This window comes from Reichenbachiella versicolor (assembly GCF_003171675.1).
GTDB classification, from domain to species: domain Bacteria; phylum Bacteroidota; class Bacteroidia; order Cytophagales; family Cyclobacteriaceae; genus Reichenbachiella; species Reichenbachiella versicolor.
On sequence record NZ_QFZQ01000006.1, the window covers coordinates 84,954 to 104,337 of the forward strand.

Below are 19,384 nucleotides of genomic sequence, written 5' to 3' on the forward strand. Positions count from 1 at the left end.
ATACTGAGATAAGTATTTCTTATTGTGCAGTCAGGTCAGTCAGAAAATTCATCTGAAATTCTATAGAAAATTATAATGATACGTTAGGTACAATACTGTATTTTTATACTCTAAAAATTTCTGCACCCAAAAGGAATAAAGACCATTTGAGCAGTAAGGATAGTTAATAGTTCACACTAAAAAATAACATGGAATTAAAAATTAAAAAAGAGGTTAATAAGGCGGATAAAGTCGTTTCAAACATTGAATTTAACGACAATGCTATTGCGGAAATAGTTACGTTTTGGACAAACGTTAAATACCAATCACCACAATTCCCATTGGATCTTACGCCAAATGACAATCAACTCAATACATTATATAAGGATGGGAAAATACCTTCCTTTGGAGTTAATCAAACTATTACTTTTGAAGTAACGGTACCTGAGGCTGGCCCAATAAGCTTACCCCAAATAATACAGTTAAAGGTTAATTTCTTAGGAGAGCAACATGATCCTGACAACATCCCTACTTTAGACACATGGAATAAATACTTTAAATCAACTGAAAATCTAAAACTAGTCTGCACACCTGATGGATCAGCATACCTATCTCCAGGAAATAAAGAATCTAATTCGATTACAGTTTCGGTAGTAGACAATACCACAGATGATTCCTCTAATAAGTCCAAATACTTTTCCTATGAAGTGTTAGTAGCTTTTGACATAAATGGAGATACCTATTACGCCAACTTTGACCCTCTTGCAAAAGTGACTTCGGGCAAAACTTAATTGACTGGATTGTAAATTATACCTGTGAATTATCTCAATATACTGGTCCTATTTTTTGTTTTGCTTTCTTTAGATGGAGTGGCTCAAAACAGAATAAAAGCGGACAGTTTGATAAAGAGGCTGAACTCAAACACGCTATCTAAAGAGGAACGTTTTGAAACTTTATGGAAGATATCAATAGAACATCCTGATGCTGTATTGGCTATTCAATATGCCAAAGAATCTTTAGATTTAGCTATCAATATGGATCAGCCTCTTCTTCAAGCTAGAGCTTATGAAGAGATTAGCGTGAATGAACGTTTACTTGGCAACAACGCAAAATCTATGGAGGCTAGCTTAAAGGCTTTAAAAGTAGCTGAGCAGCTAAATGCTGAGGATATGAAAGCCTCGATATTAGTGCAATTAGGATCTAACGCTACGAATGATAAAAACTATAGCCAGGCAAGAGTTTATTTTCATAAAGCAATCACTGCGTATCAAGAAAATGGTAATCTGATACATTTAGCACTTACCATTAATAATTTAGGAGAAGTCTTTCGGCTTGATGAACAACTTGATAGTGCTTTGTTTTACTTTAACAAAGCCTTAAAAATCAATGATTCATTAAACCACCCAGTCATAAATTCTTATGCCTTAGGTAATTTGGGAATGGTCTATAATGCACAAGGTCATCTAAAGGATGCTCGAAAGGCTTTAAGATCATCACTAGAAATGGTCACAAAACTAGGTGACCCTTATACCCATTCAGTATATCTCGCCGATTTGGGGCTAGTCAATCAAAAAGAAAATCATTGGAAACAAGCCTTATCAGACTTCACTGAAGCACTGCAAATCGCCCAAAAGAATGGACTGAAAGAACAAATTCGAGATATCAGTAGATTGTTGGTTTTGTATTTCAAATCAAGAAACAATTATAAAGAGGCTTTGCACTATCAGGAACTTTTCCAAATCTATCAAGACAGCTTGGTTAACAAAGCAAATGTGAAGAAACTGGAACAACTAAAAGCTAATTATCAAATCGACCAGAAAGAAGCAGAAATCTACTACCTCAATGAAATTAATGAACGGCAAAAGCATGAAATCATAACGGTGATTGTCATCATGATTATTTTCATAGTACTGAGTTTCTTACTGTATAAAAGTAACCATCAAAAAATCAAAGCTAATTCAGCGCTTCTATTGCAAAAAGAGTTGATCGCAACCAGAGAAGAAGAAAAAGCTTTACTGCTAAAGGAACTAAATCATCGAGTGAAAAACAACCTACAAATGATAAGTAGCTTACTCAACTTACAAGAAAATGAACTTAAGGGACATCCAGCGGAACCGGCCATTGCTGCAGGAAAACATAGGGTAAATGCATTAGCACTCATACATCAGAAACTATACCGCGAAGAGGTACACACCAAAATTGAGTTAAGTGATTATATAGAAGAACTAGTTCAAAATTTATGTTACTCTTTCAATAGCAAAGTCAATCCTTCTATTTCAATCGAAAAAGTATCTATTAGTATAGATCAGACTATACCAATTGCTCTAATCATCAATGAACTTGTCACCAATGCACTTAAGTATGCTTTTAAGGGAATTGAGCACCCCGAACTCGGTGTGAATGCCAAATTAAACGATCAGCATTTGATACTGGAAATACAAGATAATGGAGTAGGTTTTACTCCCAATTCACAAGAGAAAAACCATTCTTTTGGTATTAAACTGGTGAATTCACTGGTCACACAGTTAAAAGCCAGTATTACCATTTCCAGTAATAGCGGAAGCCTATGGGTTGTCTCCATTCCTTATCAAAAAACCTAAAATTTGATTCTACATTCCACCATTATAGTTTATGACCCCAGAAAGAATAAAAGTACTTATCGTAGAAGACGAAATATTGTTAGCACAAGACATTGCCTTGCGCTTATCTAAACAATATGATGTAGCAGGTACAGCATCGAGTGTAGATGAGGCCATTTTGTTACTTGAAAAATATCAAGATATCGACATACTTCTCCTTGACATTATGCTCGAAGGTGAACAAGACGGTATTGATCTAGCCAAAATTATCAATGACAGGTTTCATCTGCCTTTTATTTTTCTTACTTCTCATGCTGATATCGCCTTGGTTGAACGTGCCAAGGCTGTTCGTCCCGCTGCCTATATGCTCAAGCCATTTAATGATCGTGAGATTCCTGTTGCGATAGAACTGGCATTGTCCAACTTCTCGTATCAACCCAAAGAACCGGTACTTCATAAAAAGAACCCGTTCCTACCTACAGAAAATGAGGTTTTGAATATTTCCGACAGGTTGTTTCTTAAAAAAGACAATCACTTTCAGCGTGTATCATTGAGTGACATATCACTACTAGAAGCAGATGGAAATTACACGACAATCTATACTCAATCTGATCAATATATTTACTCAACATTATTGAGAAAGATGGAAGAGAAACTACCTTCAAATCAATTTATTCGTGTCCATAGAAGCTTTATTATTAATATCGATGCCGTAAATGGTTTTGAAGGAAATCTCCTATTTATTCAAGACAAAAGAATCTCAGTAGCCAAACAATATAGAGAAACGGTGTTTAGCATTTTTAGCCCTTTTTAGCCCAGAAGATTAATCACAATTGGTCAATCTCCACTTTTCACCCTTCATCCGACCAGTGAAAAATTATAACCAAAAAGAGGTCAACCGAAATCTAACATTTATTGCCCCGCTGTGACCAACTGGTAGTCAACATTTTTGTCCTCATGCAGATGACATTAAATTTTGAATGACAATGACTACACGAATTTTAATAGGGTTGATTGTACTAGCACTAGCAATTGGCAATTCAATCACAGCCTTAGCACAATCCCCCGTTGACTTCTCTAAAATGGACAAGGAACGTATTCCTTCCGATCCAGCAGTACAATGGTATCAATTTGGTCCAGGTGGTGCAGGTAATAACTACCATATCTACTGGCACTCAACTGATCCAAATACTGCATTCCTTGGTCCGAATATGGGAAACTCATATCGTACAACCGACAGAGGATGGACTTATGATGGTATCATGGACCCCGATGGCCCTGGCTATAAGTCTTGGAATCGTGGACCAGTCGAAATTTATTCTCCTGAGTTTTCTCACCAAGATGAGAACTTTGGAATCTGTGCTATGGAAAACGCCAACTATGTATACACCACAGTTAATAAAGGATTGAACTGGAAGCGTAGAGACGACATCAGTGCCCAGTTCAAAGACCAGCACATCAATACCTTCGAAGTAGACCCTACCAATGACAATATTTGGTATGCTGGTACTGGACATGTCCGTGATGCCAATCACATGTTCTTCAATCACAAAGCCCCTCACGGCATTTTTGGTTCTCAAAGAAAAGTACCCTTACCTGGTGGAGGAACTGTAGACTTTGGTCATCGAGGTAAAATCTTTAAAAGCATTGATAAAGGTGAAACTTGGAAAGAAATCACCCCAAAGGGTATAGAGCCTCTAGCTCAAATCACCAAGATCTTCGTACACCCAGGCAATCCAAAGGTAATTTTTGCACCATCGACTTATGGTTTTTATAAAAGTAAGGATGGCGGTAAATCTTGGAAGCTTCTTGCAGGAACTGGCCTAGACAACGACATCATTCGATCTGCTGACATGCACTATGATAAGAGAACAGGAAAGGTGACCCTGTACGCAATCGACCTTGTCAAATATATTCCCAACGGCAAAAGTATGTCCTACAATGGTGGTATATATAAAAGTACTGATGAAGGAGAAAGCTGGGTCAACATCAATGCTAATATGCCAATCAAAAAAGACCTATTGAGTAGCTTTTTTATCAAGAAGGGTTACTACAAATATGGCCTAGCGAAATACTTCCAGATCCATGAAAAGGAAGCTATGAGTCTCTACCCTGAACTACCGGATGAGATGCTTCATTCGATCAGTGTAGTGAGAGTCAACCCCTCAAACCCTGATCACGTGATGCTAGTGAACAACTACAAATCTCAATTTACTTTCCCCGGAGGTATGCTATGGCGTACAGACAATGGCGGCAAAAGCTGGTATGTCACGCTGAGAAATGGAAAAGCATGGGAAGGCAAAGACAAAGCCCTTTGGGAAGCTAGAAATAATCCTACCGCACACAATGTATCTTGGGTAAGTCAAACAGAATGGGAAAATCGTGATGAATATGACCGAAAAGCAGGAGCTTCTATAGAGTTCAACAGTGATGGGTCTACGATCATGTATCAAGTGGCAAAAGTAGTCTGTATCTCCAATGACAACGGTGATACGTGGCTAGAAAATGACGAGCAAGTAGCTACAAAGGGTACGGAAAACTGGGTAGGAAGCGGGAATAGTAATCTCCCAGGAAATGAAATTGTACAAGACCTGCGTCTTAAAAAAACAATATACTTCTGCTCAGGCGAAAATACGATCTGGACAAATACCAATGACGGTGGAAACATAAGATCCAATGGACTGGCAGTAAGAAAACTACATAGTCCCAACAAGGAAAAACCTATGGAGTGCTCTGTAAGCTCAGTAATCGTTGACCCAGAAGATGATAAGACACTCTATTGTGTTCATAATCGACAGGCATTTTTCGGTAAAGTGATGAAATCAACTGATGCTGGTGAGACTTGGGCCCAGCATGGTGTAATTTTTGATCCGAAAAAATATGGTAATCCTGTAGGATTAATAGTCCCTCAGCAAAACTTGACAATCGACCCTAACAACCCCAATAGGTTTTATATCAGTATTCCCGATAAATCTGTCAACGATGTAACGGGAAGACCTCCTAAATCATTTGATATGCATGGAGTACTCCGATCAATGGACGGTGGTAAAACTTGGAAAAACATTAATGATGGTCTTCCTAATAAAAAAGCAGTTCAAAAAATAGGCCTTGATGATCAAAACAAAGGAGCGATGTATGCCGCTATTTCTGGTACAAACAGCAAACCAGGTGGGTTGTTTCAGTTAAAAGATGGCAGTGACACTTGGGAGAAAGTCAATATACCAAAAGGTATGGTCAGTGTCCATGATTTTTACTATTCTGAATCTGACAACAGATTTTATATTTCAGGAGGAACGATGAAAGGAAAAATCCAGCATGGAGGCGTATGGTACAAAGAAGGTACAAAAGACTGGCAACAAGTATTCCCATATCAGTTTACCAATAACATTAGAGTCTCTAAGACTAACCCTAATGTATTGCTAGTTTCAATACCTTCTAAAGGGACGGATATGTTAAACCCTGGTATCTATAGATCACTAGATAAGGGTATTACTTGGTATAAAATCAACTCTGGCAACATTCAGTCTGATAGATTAAATGACTTAGATATCAACTACCACAAGGATGGAGTCTACTACAGCTCAACATATGGAGCAGGCTATTACTACGCAATCGACCGAAAGATTATTCCTGAAGGGGATATTAATTCTTTAGGGATTAACTAATACTACAAGAGTAAGATCATATTCCAAAAACCGATCTTCATCCCGGAGGTTTTCATGACCAACCATGAAAACTATCCGGGAACTTGTAGCTTCTTATTCCTAATAAGTGATCACACCTACTATAGGAATGGTTATTCGGCATAAGAAATCTAGAATAAAATGACCTTCCCCTTACCAACACTTGTCAACTATGCTTGCAAGGTGTTGGTAAGCATAATTACCAGACCCTGTCAAGCATAGTTGACAGACGCTGTCAAGGCAAAACCTAAAAAACATTGTGAATAAGGAGTTCTTAGCCTACATTGGTTTTTGTAAAAAGTCTGTAATTCAATCAAAACAAATCATCTAAAACCATGGCTGAATCTCTCAACTCTGACCAAGAATTAACACTTGAAGAACTTGCTTCTCATCTAAGAAAGCCTGAAGGAGAAAAGGGCAAAGAAGTTGGCACCCTAATGAACGATGGCAACAAGTATATTTGCTTAAATACTTACCATATACTAGCTCCTCAAAATAAGGATCACATTCTTGAAATTGGGATGGGTAATGGGTTCTTCATTCGCAACCTCCTTGAGATGGCTGATGATTTGTCATATGTGGGATTAGATTTTTCTTCTACGATGGTAGCAGAGGCCTCTCGTATCAACGAAGACTTAATAGATCAAAACAAAGTGCAGTTCGAATGTGCTTCTATCGAAAAAATCCCATTTCCAGACAATAGCTTTGACAGTATTACCACCACCAACACGCTCTACTTTTGGCCACAGCCTAATGAAAATATCAAAGAACTCATCAGAGTACTCAAGCCTAATGGCAAACTCCTCTGTGCTTATCGCTCCAAAAACTGTCTGGATAGTCTTGAACTAACTCAATTTGGCTTTCAGAAATATGAAATCAATGAATTAGAATCGATGTTTAAAAGTGCAGGATTATCAAATATCTCTACTCAAATCATAGAAGAACCCGATCTCGAACTAGACGGAATAGCGCATAAAATAGAAGGAATCTTTACTAGTGGGGTTAAAGCTTAACCCCCAAAAAGGTTACTTATCGTTTGATTTATACTGATCAAAAAAAGCCCTGACCATTTCTAGCCAAGGCATCACAATAATTTAGGGCATCTTAAAACTTGCCATTTGAGTTTTTCCATTCTTCTTCTGGAAGAATATTCTCTATAACATCCCAGTGCTCAGCAATTTTGCCGTTTTCAACTCTGAACAAGTCATAGAAGGCATTATAATCATCTCCAAAAGTTCCTTCACTTACTGTCAAAACGAAGTTCCCTTCACCCAGTACTCTATGAACTTTATCATATTTGAGAAAAATTCCTTGTCCAGCTAAAGCTTCAAGTGTTGCAGTAAGTCCTGATACTTGATCTGGAATACTAGGATTGTGCTGAATGTAATTGTCACCATCAAAATAGCCTGCTAGTTTATCCATTTCTCCATTTACCAAAATGTTATTTACAAATTGACTCACTAGTTCTTTATTCTCTTCAGTCTTTTCAAGATCAGTGATTTCAGTAGGGCCATCTATCATAGTATGTCCACTTGGGTTTGGCTCTGTAGGGGTTTCTTGAAAGTTGTCCCAGTGCTCTACAATTTTACCATCCTCAAATCGGAAGATGTCAAAACCAATCTTTGGTCCAAAAAAGTTGTAATCAGTATGAGTAAACACGAAATCACCATCTTCAAAAGCCCTCACAGTATTTACTCTAGCAGAGTTAGGAGGTAGTTGAGCAAGTACTTCGCCAAAACCCTCAAGTCCATCCGCAACACTTAGGTTGTGTTGAATATATTTATCAGGGTTGATATAGCTACTAGGCTCCGAATCACCAGTTTCAATGCTTTTCAAAAGAGCTACAACCTTCTCTTTGTTAGTTATTTCTGTTTGTCCATCGGAGTTATCGTCATCTGAGCAAGCAAAGATTGCAACTCCAAAAATCATCACTATGCTTAAAAATATCTTATTCATTTTTCTGTAATTAATTTAACAGCACAAAGGTGTAGGCAGGTCAAAAAGTGAGGATAATACATATAACGCTTTACATGGTAATTTTGAGCCGACAGATACTATTTTGAAAAGAATAGTATGACGACTTTCAATAAATGTAACTTCAGAATAGAACTCCTTGCACAAGCAGACTATAGCTTTGCTGCAAATAGCTCCTCATCTGAATGCAAAAACATCGTTACATCTATTCCTTCAAATATGATTACCATCACAGTGAACTGTGCAAGCTGGAATCTAGACAGCTGTTCGGTAAAGAGGAGAAAGACAAACTGCTTTTTTGTGATAAAGAAGTAGAGCCATCCATAAGCCCTTTCATTAAAAATAGAATCGAAATTGTTTCCTCCGCAAGCGATTATGATCGACTCTTAATGGACGTTTGGGACAAGCATATTCAGACTCCTGGTTTTAGGACAGAGTATATCAATTTGGAAGGAGAAAAGGTTGAGTTTAGCGAGAGGCGTAGAATCGAAACGGACTTTGGTTACTGTGTCGATGCAGCTCCAGATTTTAAGAACCCAATGATTACCTATGGGATTTGTTTCATAAGAGGTGTTTGGTATTTCGGCATTTTGACCAAACACAGCATAGAATGGCTCAAGCACAATGATAAACCTTGTTCATTTAGCAATTCCATAGAAATGATCACAGGAAAAGCCTTGGTGAGTATTGCTTCTCTAGGTATTCGCGAACAAAAACTACTGGATGGATGCTGTGGTGTAGGAACAGTACTGTTAGAAGCTTGTATCTCAAAATTTTCAATTGAAGGCTGTGACATCAACGACAGCTCATATAGCCATACACTTGAAAACCTCAAATTCTATGGCTACGAAGCCAAAGTTCACCATTGTGATATCAAGGATTTGGATGGTAGATATGATTCCGTAATTATCGACCTTCCATATAACCATTATGCCTATGCAGATGATGAGATTGTCTGGAACATCATCGAATCAGCAGCTCGGTTGGGTAACAGAGTAGTGATTGTTTCCATCGCAGACATTAGTCAAATGATACTGCAAGCAAAACTCAAAGTCGTAGATCATTGTCTAGTTGACAAAGCTGGTAAGCGGAAGTTTACGAGAAGAATTTGGGTGTGTGAAAGTCTAAGTAATGATGAATAATATTGATAAGAGAGTCACAGGCTATCTAAATACTTCAGTTCTATGGAGAGATACACTTCAAGGCTTGCAGCAATATCAACCTAATAAGACTACCACAATTGATACCTCCTCCATTGCCTCCAGCGAGAACATCCGCTTGGGTAAGCTCACAGAACAGTTTGTATTGGCTGAGCTTGAACGAGACCCCTCACTGGAGGTGATGGTCACCAACCTTCAAGTATTCAAAGACCGTGTGACTATAGGTGAACTAGACTGCTTACTCAAAACACCCAATGAATGCATTCACCTAGAAATCGTCTACAAATTCTACCTCTATGATCCTTCTATTCCCGACGAACTTAGCCGATGGATTGGTCCAAATAGAAAGGATAGCTTGGTATTTAAATTAGCAAAGCTAAAAGAGAAGCAACTACCTCTTCTCTACCACCCAGAAACTCAGAATTTGCTCCAAGAGTTAGGAATTGGGGCTCTGGACTTTGAGCAGCAAGTCTATTTCAAAGCACAACTTTTTGTTCCGTACCATTGGTCTAAAACAGATTTGCCACTGATAAACAATGAATGTATCATCGGTTATTACTTAAGACCTGACGATCTGACCAACTTCTCGGACTTTGAATTCTATATTCCTAACAAACTAGACTGGCTTATTGAGCCTCATCTTGATGTGAAATGGATGTCTATAGATGACTTAAAAAAACATCTATACACCTTACATTCTAATCAAGTTTCACCTATGTGTTGGGTAAAAACTACTGATGCTCAACTTCAGAAGCTCTTCATTGTCTGGTGGTAGTTGATCTTGCTACCGACCACGAAGTCCACCAAACGACTCCGACATACTCCATTCCTATGAGCCAAAAACCTACGTCTCCATAAAAGCTCGAATAGCTTCCTCCTTCTGGGATAATGAAGAATGGAACAGTCACCAATCCATCCAAAAACGCAGTAACGATAAACATCAATACGCCCAATACAAGTCCATTGGCTAAGCTTCCATTTCTATAATAGACTTTGGCTCCGCACATTGACAAAGGCAATATTGCTAACGCTACTACTATATTTCCTTGCAGCTCTTTGTTAGCCATTAAGTCAATAGTCAACCCTATCGTATAAAGTGCTACTCCCAGTATCCAAACAATGATTGCTATAATTACAGCTCTTATATAATTCATGATTGATAAAATTTGAAGGATTGCTCTTAAGGATAAACCCTTCGAGCAACCCTAAGTCTAGAATTTATACAGCAGCTTCTTGAGTTTGATTCCAAACACCAGTCTTAGCCGTTTCGGTTACATATTGGCTAAAGTCCTTTGCCTTTCGCCCTAGAACTTTCTCGATATCATTAGAGATCCTGTTGTTTCCCGGAGCATCCAATACGTTTCCGAATAGATAATTGATCAACCATACATGGTCTGCTGGTACGCCAGCACCTTCCAAGAAGGAGATATACTCTTCTAGAGAAATTGGTGTAAAACCTATTTTTCTTCCTGTCGCCTTCGAGATCTCATCAACTACTTCCTCGAACGTAAGAGTTCTAGGACCAGTAAGTTCATAAAGTTGACGAGCATGATCATCGGAAGTAAGTGCTGCCACGACAACATCTGATATGTCATCGGTATCTACATATGGAACTTGAGCCTCAGGTTTTGGTAGAGCCACATGACCTTCCAAAATCGGTTGGATAAAAAAGCTCTCGCTAAAATTTTGACTAAACCATGATGCTCGGACTATAGTATAATCAATCCCTGAATCCATTATGATCTTCTCACAGGCTTCAGCCTCTAGCTCTCCCTTTCCAGAAAGAAGTACTACCTTTTTGATTCCTGATTTGATAGCAAGGTCAGCCAATTGCAGTATAGCTTCCTTAGCACCTGGAACCGCTAGATCTGGCTGAAAAGTGATATAAACTTTCTCCATTCCTTCTAATGCTGGAGCCCATGTTTCAGACTTATTCCAGTCAAATGGAATATTCGCACTTCGTGACCCTATTCTGACATTGTAATCCAAAGCATTCAGCTTTTGAGCTACTTTTCTTCCTGTTTTACCTGTTCCTCCAATTACTAAAATATTCGTTTTCATATTACTTGGTTTTAAATTTTTGATAATTCAAAACTCAAGAATCACCATTTAAACGGCTTGTTCAGGAAGTATAGTGATTTGTTCGAAAGGTATTATTGACTCAATCTACTGGGACGGTAACCAAACTTTTGATGAAATGCATTGGAGAACGAACTAAGACTATCATAACCGACTTGCCAAGCAGCCTCTTGGATCGTCAAGCTCTCCTTTTGAATAAGATCATGAGCCTTGGTCAGACGTTCATTTTGTAAATACTTAAAAACTGGTAAACCAAACATGGCCTTAAAATTGGTCTTGAGTTTAAAGGTATTCAACCCTATTTCTTGTGCTAGTTCAGTGAGTGAAGGAGGGTTTTCGAAGTTCTGGTTTAAAATATCTTTAGCCAGATTAAGTTTTTGTCTTTCATCACTTGGTATTGACTGGTCAGGTATCTGGGACAGTTGTCCAAAGAAGTGTGCCAAGAGCGTAGTTACTTGATTTTTGAAAAACAATACCTTGGCCTTACCCTGATAATTTGTATTAAAAAGCTGATCGACGCATGCTTGCATCTCTGGAGGCATGAAAAAATTAGGTCCTTCTACATAATGATCATTTGGATTCACCAATTGTCCCAGCATCTCTCCAAATAACTCTCCTTCTAGCTTAGGAAGTTCTGTAAGGTTAGTCATTTTAGTAGCAATAAGAATACACTCTAGCGGCTTCGATGCAGAGACTAAATGTTCGAAATCAACATTCTCATCTGCATAAAATGAAAGAGCCATTCCTTGTGTACGACTAAACGATCTCGCTTTATCTCCATACCGAACAGTCAAATCTACATTACCTGCCCCATAGAATGCTACCCCTAGCACTGGCTCTTCAAACCCACAAACATCCAACGTATCGCTGGATGCCTCGCTTGTTTCTACAAGCACTGTGAAATCCTGATAATCAAACACATCTCGTATCATAGCCTCAATATAATATAGTGGAGAAAATTAAGGACGTTCTTCGCGCCCAAAAGTTATCTATCTATCAGAAGCTATTGATCAACTAGAAGTGCGGAATTATGCATAAAACTATCGCGATTATCTCAGTGATTAGTTTGCGTCATATTTGCTGGACAAACAATTGTAAAATCATTAGTGCCTTTATTTAGATCATCGACAGCCGAAATATCTTCCTGAGAGACAAATGAAATTACAGCTACCTTAAGCTTCTTATTGTAGTTTTTGACATACCAAGCTGTTCCTTCGTGATTCTTTGAATGGAAATTACCATTGAAATGAATCATAGTTGTCCCCTTATTCTCTTTCATTCCCTGGACGATGTAATATCCCATAGTAGCATCCTTAATTGCTTGAGCTGCAATGAAATTATCGGCATTCATCTTCATACCATGACCATGTCCCATCATCGCCCTCATCTCTTCGTAAGATTCTAACTCAGGGATAGTAATTGGTAGTGGTGGTAATAGTTTTTTCTTAGCTTCTTTATTCAATGTATCTAGTATCGCTATACCTTTCTTTGCCACCATGCTGGCATATCTACGTGGTACGTTGGTGGCATAGAATGGCAGACTTTTCTCCTTTGCAAAGTCTACCAATGGGGCATAATCTGTCTTATAGTTATTCCATGCCTTTCCATCTTTGATTAGATGTGACTCCTTGACAAACCCCGATAAATATTCATTCAAAACTAGCTGAGCATCTCGCTCAAACATCTCAGCTCCAAGGATCAGATTTCCATTCTTTTTGTCATACAGGCTCATGGTCAGCTCAATTTGCAACCAGTGTGCAATAGGGTTGTTATGCTGCTCTCCGAAAAAAACTATATCGTAATCTTTCAGTGCTTCAGCCATTTGACCAAAGTCCGTAGTCTTACCTTCAGAATCAAAAATCTGATAGGCTTGGAGGGCTTGAGCAGAAATTTGAGATACACCGAGCAGAACAAAGTAGAACGTGAATAAAAATATTTGCTTCATAATATTTATGATAAAAAACGTCATTGCAATCTACGTTAGTGAGAGCAATGACGTTTGTAACTGAGTCGATTCTATTATTTTAAAATTCTTTCAAACTTAAACTTAGGAAACCCTTTTACTCCTTCATCATTGTAAAAACTGGTAAAGGCTAACTTAAAATACATTCCGTCTGTAGTTTTGATTACAAAAAACTCATTCGCAACGATCTCAAAAAGGAAAGTAGAAAAATCAAGCTGTTTCCATGCATGACCTATCACATCTACTTCAGTAGAAAGTGTTAATTCCTCCACTTCTGAAACGGTAATATTACTATAGTCAATGTCAGTTACCTTGACTGCGCTTGTTACACCTTTGTTTAACAGTACTCCTGTGACTGAGTAGGCAGTTAATGCACCTGTTCCAGTACCATCATCCACTCTACCATTATATTGTGAGAATACAATATCCCATCCTTCCATTCCTTCTGCTACATCTTTTCCTTCTTCCCATAGATCAAATTCTGTAAAGTCATCTGAACTTTTGTGAATACCTAAGGTATCAGCAGCTACCGTTTCAGAAAGAGCATCAAGATCTACGAAAACTTGTCTATTATAGTCAAGTTTGATTTTTTCCTCTTTCCTAGTATGATGATTATAGGCCTCTTCATATACATCAGGAGAGCTATACATAGCGACTTGCAATTCATCTTCACCTGCATACGGTGCTGGCTCTTCTTCTTCACATGCTGCGAACATTATCGCTCCAACCAACATCATCAATAGCGTATACTTTTTCATATCAATTTATATTTATTAAGACTTATTCTAATTAATTGTTAAATTTTTTTAAACTCTTTTTAGGTTGAACTTAAATGAAAGAAAATAGGATCGACCCCAAGCAATAATCACATTTCCACCAGCTGAATGTGCTCCTCCACTTGTCGTACTTGAGATATTGTCGACGTCAAGAATATTCTTCACACCCGCAGTCAATACATATCGTTTAGCTGCAAAATTCTTCGTGGCAGACCAATTCAGAGTACTATAGCCTTCTACACTCCCTTGTGAAATATCCTCTCCATTAGAAAATAACTGAGTTCGTTGTCCTGTGTATTTGAAATCTAATTGTGTAGACAGATCTATTCTTGGATAATAGTACGAAGCCATTCCTACCAAATCATTGGAATACTGGAAATCATACTTTCCTGCCTCTAATGGATCATAGCCTATACCTGTAAGTGTATACCCTAGGCTGAATTTCCAGTGGTTATTTCTGTTGTACAGCATGGATGCTGTTCCTCCATGAGTTCGCTTCTGAGCTATGTTAGCATAATAAAAAGCGGTCCCATCTTCATTCTGAGCCAGATCGATTACGTCATCCAAGTGGTTGAAAAAAGTAGTTATTTCCGGCTTGAATATAGAGTTCGATCCTATATCAATTATCTGGGAAACAGAGGTGGATATATTTATAGAATGCTCTGGTATTAAGTCTTCATTACCAAAAATTTGGTGATTAGCATCTACAAAAACGAAATACAATTCTTTCATCGAAGGGGCTCTAAATCCCTTTCCAACAGAAGCTTTGGCTTCGAACCTATGATCTGACTTGTACATCAAATGAGCAGAATATATTACCGGAGCGGAGTAGACATTGTGATGTATCAACCTTATACCCGGTTGAAATGTGACTTGATCTAAAAGTTCAAGTTTCAAATCAGACCACAATGCATAATCGGCTAGTCTCTCATTAGATAGTATTCTGTCACCTTTTCCACTCTCGTTGTTTAATTCAAAACCAGCTTGAATCTTTATTAAATCTGATATCGCACTAGAATAGGACAGTCTACAATTCCAGTTATCAAACTGGTCTTCTATCTGCTCATCTGGTTGCTCATCCTTTATCCCTCTTGAGTAATTATATACATATTGGCGAGAAGAACGATTGTATGTATTGTAGGACATTAAACCACTTATGGTAGAATTCTCTCCAATGGATATCTTACTATCTGCATAATAACTGTGACGTATAGTTTCAAACTCTCTATCTCTTGCGGTGGATGTTCCATCTAGGTAATCCCCTTTATAGTCAATCAATTCCCAAGACCTTCTGACTCCTACCTTTAAATTCCAATTCTCTTTATTGAGGTTATAATAGCCGTCAAGGTTCAACTGAGATTTTGGATTCCAGACCATGCTTCTGGTCGACTTATCCTTATCATGTCCATCAAACATTCGATAGCCCGCCGACAAACTATATCGATTTCCCCCCGCATTACCGGATACATTTGCATTCGCATTATATTGACCGACAGACTCTCCATATAAGACTGCCGAACCATCAATGGCGTAGTATTTATTTTCTTTTGTAATAATGTTGATGGTACCAGCAAGTGCATTCGAACCATAGACTACTGACATCGGACCTTCTACAATCTCAATATGATCAACTTGAGACATATCAATCTGAGATAAGTCAATGTTTCCACTTTGACGCCCAATCACAGGTACACCGTCAATGAGAAGTTTGACGTGTTGTCCTTCTAGACCTTGCATGAATATTTGAGAACCTAAAACACCATCTTGTCTAAGGTTAATGTTTGGTTGGAATCGAAGCGCATCGTTTATGTTTTGCACTCCCTGCTTTTCTAAGGTCAAAGAGTTGATTACTCCAACTTTGTAGATTGATTCATCCGCGCGTTGTACATCTATACTAGCCGTTTTAATCACCTGATCCAACATCAACAAATCTGGTTTAAGCTGAACTACTTGTTCCTCATTATTGACCAGATTCACTTTCTGAGTTTTGTATCCTGCATATGAAATAATGCATTGGATTCCCTGTTTATATGGAATGTTAACTAGTCCATCTATATCTGTAGCGAAATAGGATTTCTTTCCTAATTCATCCAATAAACATACATGAGCACCGACTAACGGATCATTGCCGTCTTTTACTGATAGTCGAATTGTTTCTTTGCTATTTGCTAATAAAAAACTACTGATAAACAGACACAGTATGATCAAAGAGTACTTTTTCATAACTCTCAGTTAAAGGTGATTTTTTTGTTGAGGATTGAGAATCTTGACCGAGTATTAGAAGCGTCCTTGAGAGCATCAAGTACACAACCTGTAGGACAAGCGAGCCTACACCATAGCATAGGATATCTCATGGAAATCACTACAAATGCCGCAGCTACATAAAACCAATATGAAGAGACTTCAGTGCCGAATAGATCTGGGAATAGCTCATAGTTTCCGAAAGTCTTATAACCATAGATAAAACCTCCTACTAACACGATGGTCAAGACGTAGCGGAAATACTCTGCTTGTTTATTAGTAATGAAAAGCTTCTTCGATTTGAATGGAGAATACTTCAATGAGATCATCTGTGCTGCGCCAAAAGGACATACATACGAGCAGTAAGCATTCTTACCCCATACAGCTGCTAACAAAGTTAACAATGCGTATAGTCCTAAAAATAATGACACTTCTGTCCCCATAAATGGCATCAGAAAAGTCACGTATGTGAAGGAACCATTCAACCCAAAGCCAACATAGATTAGAGTCAAAACTGAAACTAAAAGTCTTGACTTCTTTGTCTTCTTGATCTGTGGCAAAATGGCATATAAGAAGATCGCTGCTATGACGACAATGTGAAGTATCCACCAATAGGTGAGTTTTGCCGAAACATGAAAGTTATTAAGATCAAAAGCATAATAGGTAGACAGTAACTGAGGAGCAGTAACGGAAAAAGCTTCTGTCACCGCATCTGCCATAGCTTTGGCAGTGATAGTCGCTCCAGAAACTGCATCGATGGTCTCCGGTTGTTGATCCAATCCTAGTCCGGCATATTGATCAAGGTAGGTGCTTCTTAAGATCTTTCTGAGATAACTTTCGGTCTCCTTGGAAGTGATATACGAAACTTCTTCTAGTGTACCGCTCAGGGAAGTTTCCATGCCCAAGTATATTGGACCGGAAAAACCCTGTACGGTATTATGAAGCATATTTTCAAAGTATAAAGTCTTCAGTTTTCCATGACTATATATCTCAGCATAACACAATTCTCCTTGCATTTTGATATTGATCTCAGCATTATCCCCATGCTTAACAATCAACCTTTCACGCATAGCAGCTGACCATTCATTATTGTGTAGAGACTCACCCATTTCACTATCAAATGACAGCATCCCAGCGGCCTTTACGTTTGACTTGGCCTTTGGATTGACTAATCCGTATTCACCCAGTACATAGCGAGAGCCCTGTGAGATTAACCCCGCTTCTACTACTATAGACCTTTGAGTATCAGTAATCAACTGAGGTGAGAAAAACTCATTTTCTAAGGTATTCACATGAGATAGGATGCCCGATCTCTCCAAGGGACCATAGATTGCAAAAAATATAAAGAGGCTAAGCAGGCAGGCCGTAATGACAGACTTACGATAATCTATCGTCAATCGCTTAGACATGATTTCGTGTATTAAGGAGTTAAAGTAGGTAGCCTGACCATCATCAGGCCACCTTTTTTCTCTCTTTAGAGAAATTGTACGATGAAAAAATCTTATTTATTTGCTATCGGTTGCCCTTTAAGGTCAGCAACTGTTTCAGCAACAATCTTTACTACCCATCTGTTGATATTTGGGTCAGGAAGAATAGCATCTTGCTTATAGGCCACTCGAGATTGATCTTCTATCATATCCACCCCGTTTTGAACTATTTCACCTTGAAAATGCTCGTCGTTAGCAACTAAGACAGGGATGACCAAAGCCCTTTCTTCCAACTCTAAAATCTGTTCTATAGCTTTTTTGGTTGGTTCTGAGGAATATCGAACTAGGTGCCCACACCAGCCGTAAGATATTGACCCGATACCTGTTTGAGCTTTTAGATACCTACCTATGTCCTCTACCATCTCTTCCCATTGCTGATTAAACTCTTCATCACCGTAGGCAATTAATGCAACACCTTCATCACCGCTACCATCGGATAGCGCTTTCGCTCTACGAGTTATGTTTTTCTTCAATACGGTAGGGAAATCAAGTAATGGAGTCACTATTACTTTGGCCTTAGCATTATAGGTTTCTATACCTTCAGCTTTAAGATTGGCTTTCACTTTAGGGTCGTTAGCCAAACCAGCGATATTTGGAATATCATGGCTGGTATGAGATGATATTGTTAAGAAGATGGGTACTACTATGACTTTATCATACTCTTCGGTATCAAATTGCTTAAGCTGAGTAGCAATAGAGGGCTCCGTGTATTCCATAAATGCGGTACGCACATCTAGGATATCACCACTTGCCATTATTTCTTCCTTGACATCTACTTCAATATCCTTAAGCATCTGTCTCCAACCTTTAGAGTGCGAACCATGGTTAACTAACAATACTCCAATCTTTTCGCCTTCCTCCAAAGCAGAAGTTTCAACCGTCTCTTTTTTTTTGGTACATGAAAGTAGGCTAGCTGTTAGTAGTACTGCAATTGCTAAGATTATCCTTTTCATTATTTATTTTTAATCAATCTAAATAAAATTAATAATCGCTAAATTAGATTAATTCTAAATAACTCAAAGATAATTAGTCATTTTTTTGAAAAGTCCTGATGTAAATCAGGAAAGCCAACCCATTCAGATGAGTTGGCTTTGCTCCTACTTTATCAAAAACAGATAACCTTTCTGTATTTTTTATTTACCGAATTTCATCTCAAAAACAGAGACTCTTAGTTCATCGGTTGATTATGAAAAATAAAAACCGTGATTCATTAGTATTCCAGCTCGATCGCAATTGCATTGCGGTGTTCTTTACATGATCATGTATTTATGACTAACCGAAATAAGATCGGAGAAATTGAGTGAGATTCTACTCTTTATATAGACTTGATGGTATAATTTGAGAAAAGACATAGAATTTAGTTTGAACATGGAGATCGCATCACAGATGCTATTTATAGATACAATCGCAATGCAATTGTGATCGAGCGAGAACTTCTTTGTGCGAAGAAGAGATATCTATTG

General features: G+C 38.2%; 16 protein-coding genes. 7 read left to right on the top strand and 9 right to left on the bottom strand.

All coding sequences use genetic code 11. The features are described from left to right. Positions 1–188: 188 nt before the first annotated feature. The 5 genes from DKG80_RS13040 (at position 189) to DKG80_RS13060 (ending at position 7,254) form a co-directional block, all read left to right on the top strand. Positions 189–770, top strand: coding sequence for a hypothetical protein (locus tag DKG80_RS13040; protein ID WP_109831800.1), 582 nt, complete (start codon positions 189–191; stop codon positions 768–770). 108 nt (positions 771–878) lie between these two features. Next, on the top strand, positions 879–2,579 hold the full coding sequence (locus DKG80_RS13045; protein WP_162555871.1) for a tetratricopeptide repeat-containing sensor histidine kinase: 1,701 nt from the start codon (positions 879–881) through the stop codon (positions 2,577–2,579). A gap of 31 nt (positions 2,580–2,610) precedes the next feature. Then, on the top strand, positions 2,611–3,372 hold the full coding sequence (locus DKG80_RS13050; RefSeq protein WP_109831802.1) for a LytR/AlgR family response regulator transcription factor: 762 nt from the start codon (positions 2,611–2,613) through the stop codon (positions 3,370–3,372). Between the two features lie 172 nt (positions 3,373–3,544). After that, complete coding sequence (locus DKG80_RS13055) at positions 3,545–6,223, top strand: sialidase family protein (protein ID WP_162555872.1); 2,679 nt, start codon at positions 3,545–3,547, stop codon at positions 6,221–6,223. A 353-nt stretch (positions 6,224–6,576) separates the two neighbouring features. After that, a complete protein-coding gene (locus DKG80_RS13060) occupies positions 6,577–7,254 on the top strand; it encodes a class I SAM-dependent methyltransferase (protein ID WP_109831804.1) in 678 nt (225 codons plus the stop codon). Positions 7,255–7,345: 91 nt separating this feature from the next. Here DKG80_RS13060 and DKG80_RS13065 read toward each other — a convergent pair whose 3' ends face one another. Beyond that, on the bottom strand, positions 7,346–8,197 hold the full coding sequence (locus DKG80_RS13065) for a nuclear transport factor 2 family protein (RefSeq protein WP_109831805.1): 852 nt from the start codon (positions 8,195–8,197) through the stop codon (positions 7,346–7,348). A gap of 203 nt (positions 8,198–8,400) precedes the next feature. On the opposite strand from DKG80_RS13065, the gene DKG80_RS13070 reads away from it, so the two are divergent. Further along, on the top strand, positions 8,401–9,357 hold the full coding sequence (locus tag DKG80_RS13070; RefSeq protein WP_109831806.1) for a TRM11 family SAM-dependent methyltransferase: 957 nt from the start codon (positions 8,401–8,403) through the stop codon (positions 9,355–9,357). Continuing rightward, entirely contained in the window at positions 9,347–10,150 is an 804-nt protein-coding gene (locus tag DKG80_RS13075; protein ID WP_109831807.1) for a DUF1853 family protein, read from the top strand. The genes DKG80_RS13070 and DKG80_RS13075 overlap by 11 nt, the downstream gene beginning before the upstream one ends. On the opposite strand, the gene DKG80_RS13080 is transcribed toward DKG80_RS13075, so the two are convergent. From DKG80_RS13080 to DKG80_RS13115, 8 genes are all read right to left on the bottom strand, one after another. Next, the gene (locus DKG80_RS13080) at positions 10,134–10,529 is read right to left on the bottom strand and encodes a DUF5367 family protein (protein WP_109831808.1); all 396 of its coding nucleotides are present in this window, start codon (positions 10,527–10,529) and stop codon (positions 10,134–10,136) included. The two genes, DKG80_RS13075 and DKG80_RS13080, sit on opposite strands and share 17 nt — an antisense overlap. Positions 10,530–10,593: 64 nt before the next feature. Continuing rightward, a complete protein-coding gene (locus DKG80_RS13085; protein ID WP_109831809.1) occupies positions 10,594–11,436 on the bottom strand; it encodes an NmrA family NAD(P)-binding protein in 843 nt (280 codons plus the stop codon). A gap of 92 nt (positions 11,437–11,528) precedes the next feature. Beyond that, positions 11,529–12,386 (bottom strand): helix-turn-helix transcriptional regulator, encoded by an 858-nt coding sequence (locus DKG80_RS13090; protein WP_109831810.1) that lies wholly within the window; start codon positions 12,384–12,386, stop codon positions 11,529–11,531. Positions 12,387–12,508: 122 nt separating this feature from the next. Next, positions 12,509–13,399, bottom strand: coding sequence for a ChaN family lipoprotein (locus DKG80_RS13095; RefSeq protein WP_109831811.1), 891 nt, complete (start codon positions 13,397–13,399; stop codon positions 12,509–12,511). A gap of 74 nt (positions 13,400–13,473) precedes the next feature. After that, positions 13,474–14,175 carry an HmuY family protein gene (locus tag DKG80_RS13100; protein ID WP_109831812.1) on the bottom strand — a complete coding sequence of 234 codons (702 nt, stop codon included), beginning with the start codon at positions 14,173–14,175 and terminating at the stop codon, positions 13,474–13,476. A gap of 48 nt (positions 14,176–14,223) precedes the next feature. Beyond that, positions 14,224–16,416: a TonB-dependent receptor gene (locus DKG80_RS13105; RefSeq protein WP_109831813.1), complete on the bottom strand. Its 2,193-nt coding sequence runs from the start codon at positions 16,414–16,416 to the stop codon at positions 14,224–14,226. Positions 16,417–16,421: 5 nt separating this feature from the next. Next, on the bottom strand, positions 16,422–17,843 hold the full coding sequence (locus DKG80_RS13110; RefSeq protein ID WP_109831814.1) for an FMN-binding protein: 1,422 nt from the start codon (positions 17,841–17,843) through the stop codon (positions 16,422–16,424). A 92-nt stretch (positions 17,844–17,935) separates the two neighbouring features. Next, positions 17,936–18,874, bottom strand: a complete 939-nt coding sequence (locus DKG80_RS13115) for a sirohydrochlorin chelatase (protein ID WP_109831815.1) — start codon at positions 18,872–18,874, stop codon at positions 17,936–17,938. Between the last annotated feature and the right edge of the window lie 510 nt (positions 18,875–19,384).